The 4,346-nt window shown below is 67.3% G+C and carries 4 protein-coding genes; 1 reads left to right on the top strand and 3 read right to left on the bottom strand.

Going from position 1 to position 4,346, the window contains the following annotated elements; genetic code table 11:
• A partial coding sequence (locus tag GQ57_RS44545) for a 4Fe-4S dicluster domain-containing protein (protein WP_148092509.1) occupies positions 1-79 on the top strand: 79 nt, incomplete at its 5' end.
• A gap of 131 nt (positions 80-210) precedes the next feature.
• Here GQ57_RS44545 and aroC read toward each other — a convergent pair.
• The 3 genes from aroC to GQ57_RS37765 all read right to left on the bottom strand — a co-directional run bounded on the left by aroC (position 211) and on the right by GQ57_RS37765 (position 4,087).
• Positions 211-1,311 carry a chorismate synthase gene (gene aroC / locus GQ57_RS37775; RefSeq protein ID WP_031403723.1) on the bottom strand — a complete coding sequence of 367 codons (1,101 nt, stop codon included), beginning with the start codon at positions 1,309-1,311 and terminating at the stop codon, positions 211-213.
• Positions 1,312-1,557: 246 nt separating this feature from the next.
• On the bottom strand, positions 1,558-3,492 hold the full coding sequence (locus GQ57_RS37770; protein ID WP_034200594.1) for an MFS transporter: 1,935 nt from the start codon (positions 3,490-3,492) through the stop codon (positions 1,558-1,560).
• A gap of 139 nt (positions 3,493-3,631) precedes the next feature.
• Complete coding sequence (locus GQ57_RS37765) at positions 3,632-4,087, bottom strand: CBS domain-containing protein (protein ID WP_006488504.1); 456 nt, start codon at positions 4,085-4,087, stop codon at positions 3,632-3,634.
• Positions 4,088-4,346 lie beyond the last annotated feature (259 nt).

The raw sequence follows: 4,346 nt of genomic DNA, 5'->3' as shown, positions 1-4,346 counted from the left end.
CGACATCAAGGACCCGACCCAGAACATCGTGTGGGTCACGCCGGAAGGCGGCGGCGGGCCGAATTACCCGAACATGTGATCGCCGCAACGCGCCGCCGCAAGCGGCGCGCACGGGGATCGCCGCAAACGAAACGGGGCGCTGCATCACGCAGCGCCCCGTTTGCATTCATCGCCCGGCGCACGGGACGGGGACCGCCCCGCCCGCGTGCATCAGGTCGCGCTGCCGGCGATCTTCGGCGTCGGCGTCTCGACGTCGCCGCATTGCGCGCGATGGCGCAGCGCGTGGTCGATCAGCACCAGCGCAAGCATCGACTCGGCGATCGGCGTCGCACGAATACCGACGCAGGGATCGTGGCGACCGAACGTTTCCACCGTCGCCTCGTCGCCCGCCTTCGTGATCGAACGGCGCGGCGTGCGGATGCTCGACGTCGGCTTGATCGCGATCGACACCGTGATGTCCTGCCCTGTCGAGATCCCGCCGAGCACACCGCCCGCGTGGTTGCCGACGAAGCCGCCCGGCGTCAGTTCGTCGCCATGCACCGAGCCGCGCTGGGCGACACTGTCGAAGCCCGCGCCGATCTCGACGCCCTTCACCGCGTTGATGCTCATCATCGCCTTCGCGATATCGGCATCGAGACGGTCGAACACCGGCTCGCCCCAGCCGACCGGCACGCCCGATGCGACGACGTCGATGCGTGCGCCGATCGAATCGCCATCCTTGCGCAGTGCATCCATGTACGCCTCGAGTTCCGGCACGACTGCGGCATTCGGCGAGAAAAACGGATTCTCGTGCACGTGCGACCAGTCGACGAACGGCACGTCGATCTCGCCGAGGCCGCTCATGTAGCCGCGCACCTCGACGCCGAAGCGCTCGCGCAGCCACTTCTTCGCGACCGCACCCGCACCGACGATCGGCGCGGTCAGGCGCGCGGACGAGCGGCCGCCGCCGCGGTAGTCGCGGATGCCGTATTTCTGCCAGTACGTGTAATCGGCATGACCGGGGCGAAAGGTCTCGACGATGTTGCCGTAGTCCTTGCTGCGCTGGTCGGTATTGCGGATCAGCAGCGCGATCGGCGTACCGGTCGTCACGCCCTCGAACACGCCCGACAGGATCTCGACCTCGTCGGCCTCCTGCCGCTGCGTCACGTGACGCGACGTACCGGGCTTGCGGCGATCGAGTTCGCCCTGGATGTCGGCTTCGGTCAGCCCCATCCCCGGCGGGCAGCCGTCGATCACGCAGCCGATCGCGGGACCGTGCGATTCGCCGAAGGTCGTGACAGTGAAAAGCGTGCCGAGGGTATTGCCGGACATGATGGAACCGCCCAAAGAGAAATGGGCAAACCGATGCGCTGCCCGGACAGCAGGCAGGCCGATCGTTTGCCGGTCGAGAAAAAGAGGTAAGCCGCTATTATGCCAGCCGTCTCGGGCACGCGGGCCGCGTGAAATGCCGGCCCGGCGCGCGGGACGGACACGCGCAGCCCGGATGGCGTGCCCGGAGGCCCGCTCGAGCCGGCCCGGGTCCGGCTTCAGCCGGATGCCGCCCAGGCAGGCGCCCGCCTATTTCCGGGCGCCGCGCAGCTCGGTCACCGCGGCCTGCAGCGCTTCGGGCGTCGCGACCGACGCCGGGATCGGCTCGCCGACCGCCAGCGTCAGCCGGCTCATCATGCCGCGCTTGATGGGCCGCGGCATCCGCGCGTCGGAATGACGCGAAAAATAACTGCCCCACAGCCCGCGCAGCGCCATCGGAATCACCGGCGCCGGCGTGCGCCCCAGGATTTCGGTAATGCCGTGGTGGAACGTATTGATATCGCCCGTCTTCGTCAGCTTGCCCTCGGGGAAAATGCAGACGAGCTCGCCTTCCTTCAGCGCGGCATCGCACAGGTCGTAGGCGCGCGCGAGCATCGCGGGATCCTCGTGGCGCGGCGCGATCGGGATCGCCTTCGCATGCCGGAACACCCAGCTCGCAAAGCGCGCCTTGAAGATCCTGTGATCCATCACGAAGCGGATCGGGCGCGGGCTCGCGGCAGCCAGCACGAGCGCATCGACGTAACTGACATGGTTGCACACGAGCACGGCCGCCCCTTCCGCCGGGATCCGCTCCGCATGCACCAGGCGGATCCGGTAGAAGGTGTGCACGAGCACCCACGCGATGAAGCGCAGCAGGAATTCGGGCACCAGCAGGTAGATGTACGCGGCAACGACGACGTTCAGCAGTGCGGTGACGAGGAACAGGCCCGGGATGTCGACGCCGGCCTTGGTCAGCCCCATCGCCATCACGGCCGACAGGATCATGAACAGCGCATTCAGGATGTTGTTCGCGGCGATGATCCGCGCGCGGTGCGTCGGCGCGCTGCGGCTCTGGATCAGCGCGTACAGCGGCACACTGTAGAAGCCGCCGAACATCGCGAGCAGGAACAGGTCCGCCAGGATGCGCCAGTGGCGCGCGCCGGCGAGGAATTCGCCGACCGACAGCAGATGGCCGGGCGACGGCAGTGCGTGGCTCGCGAAATACAGTTCGATCGCGAACACGCTGATGCCGATCGAGCCGAGCGGCACGAGGCCGATCTCGACACGCCGTTGCGACAGCCGCTCGCACAGCAGGGAACCGAGGCCGATGCCGATCGAGAACGTCGCGAGCAGGATCGTGACGACGTCGGGGCTCGCGGACAGCACGTCCTTCGCGAAATTGAAGAACGATGTAAGGAACGTCGCGCCAACGAACCACAGCCACGAAATGCCGAGCAGGCTCAGGAACACCGTGCGGTTCTGGCGCGCGAGCCCGAGGTTGCGCCAGGTCTCGCTGACCGGATTCCAGTTGATCACGAGATCGGGCTGCGGCGCCGGCGTCGACGGCACGCGCTGCGCGACGAACCGCCCCGCGAGCGCGATGACGACGACGCTCACCGCGAGCACGCGCTCGCCGTTGCCTTCGATCCCCGCGGCCGCGCCGCCGATGATCGTGCCGATCAGGATCGCGATGAACGTGCCCATCTCGACGAGGCCGTTGCCGCCGACCAGCTCGTGCTCGCCGAGATGCTGCGGCAGGTACGAATACTTGACGGGCCCGAACAGCGTCGAGTGCATCCCCATCATGAACGTGCACAGATACAGCAGCGTCGCGCTGTGCGTGACAAAACCGGCCGCGCCGACCAGCATCAGCGCGATCTCGAAGGTCTTCACGAAACGCGTGAGGGTCGCCTTGTCGTATTTGTCGGCGATCTGGCCGGACGTTGCCGAGAACAGCACGAACGGCAGGATGAAGATCGCGGAAATCAGGAACGCGGCCGTCTTGGCGTCAACGCCTGAAAACCGAGCGGTGTGATAGGTGACGAGCGACGTGAAGCCGATCTTGAAGACGTTGTCGTTCAGCGCGCCGAGGAACTGGGTCGTGAAGAACGGGGCGAAACGGCGTTCGCGCAGCAGGTCGAACTGCGACGCGTGGGCGCGCCGCTCGTCGCGCTGCCCCGAAGTGGCTTGCGTATGATCGCTCATGCGGAATACGCGCGCATCGTCTTGGCGAAGCTGCGCGGGCCTTGTGTAGTCGTTGAAAAAACGGCGGCGCAGGCCCCGCCTGCGCCGCCGCATGCCGGATGGCGGCGCCCACGCATCGAGGCGCCGGGCGCGACGCGGTTCACGGCTTGTGCGCTTCGGCTTCCGATTCGGGCCAGTCGCGGATGTACGCCTTCAGCATCCGGTTCTCGAAACTCTGCGCCTCGACGACCGTCTTCGCCACGTCGTAGAACGAAATGACGCCCATCAGCACCTTCTTGTCGAGCACCGGCATGTAGCGCGCATGGCGCTCGAGCATCATCCGGCGTACTTCGTTGACGTCCGTTTCCGGCGTGCACGTGAGCGGCTCGTCCATCACCTTGCGCACCTGTACGTCGCCGATCGCGCCGCCGTTCACGTGCAGGCGCAGGATGATTTCGCGGAACGTCAGCATCCCGACGAGATCGCCGTACTCCATTACGACGAGCGAACCGATGTCGTGCTCGGCCATCGTATCGACCGCTTCGCGCAGCGGCTTATCGGGCGTCACCGTAAACAACGTATTGCCCTTCACTTTCAGAATATCGCTGACGCGCATCGTAGTCCCCTCATGCTTGAATGCAAAACCGCTTTCGATCCTATCGGAAAGCCTGTCAAAAGGAAAGCGCGGGCCCGTACGGCGGGGGGGGCGCCCCCCCCCCCGGGGGGGGGGCCCCCCCCCCCCCCCGACCCCCCCCCCCCCCCGGGCGACCCCGTCGTTCCGGGCCCCCCGCCCTCCCGTCCCCCCCGCCACCGTCCCGACCCGGCGAGGCCCGCCGATGAGCACGCTCGCCGCCGCCCCCGCGCGCCGCGCGCCC

Origin of the sequence: Burkholderia sp. MSh2 (genome assembly GCF_000731655.1) — a bacterium.
Taxonomy (GTDB): domain Bacteria; phylum Pseudomonadota; class Gammaproteobacteria; order Burkholderiales; family Burkholderiaceae; genus Burkholderia; species Burkholderia paludis.
Note: the sequence above shows the minus strand (reverse complement) of the source record. Positions and strands in the feature narration are given on the sequence as shown.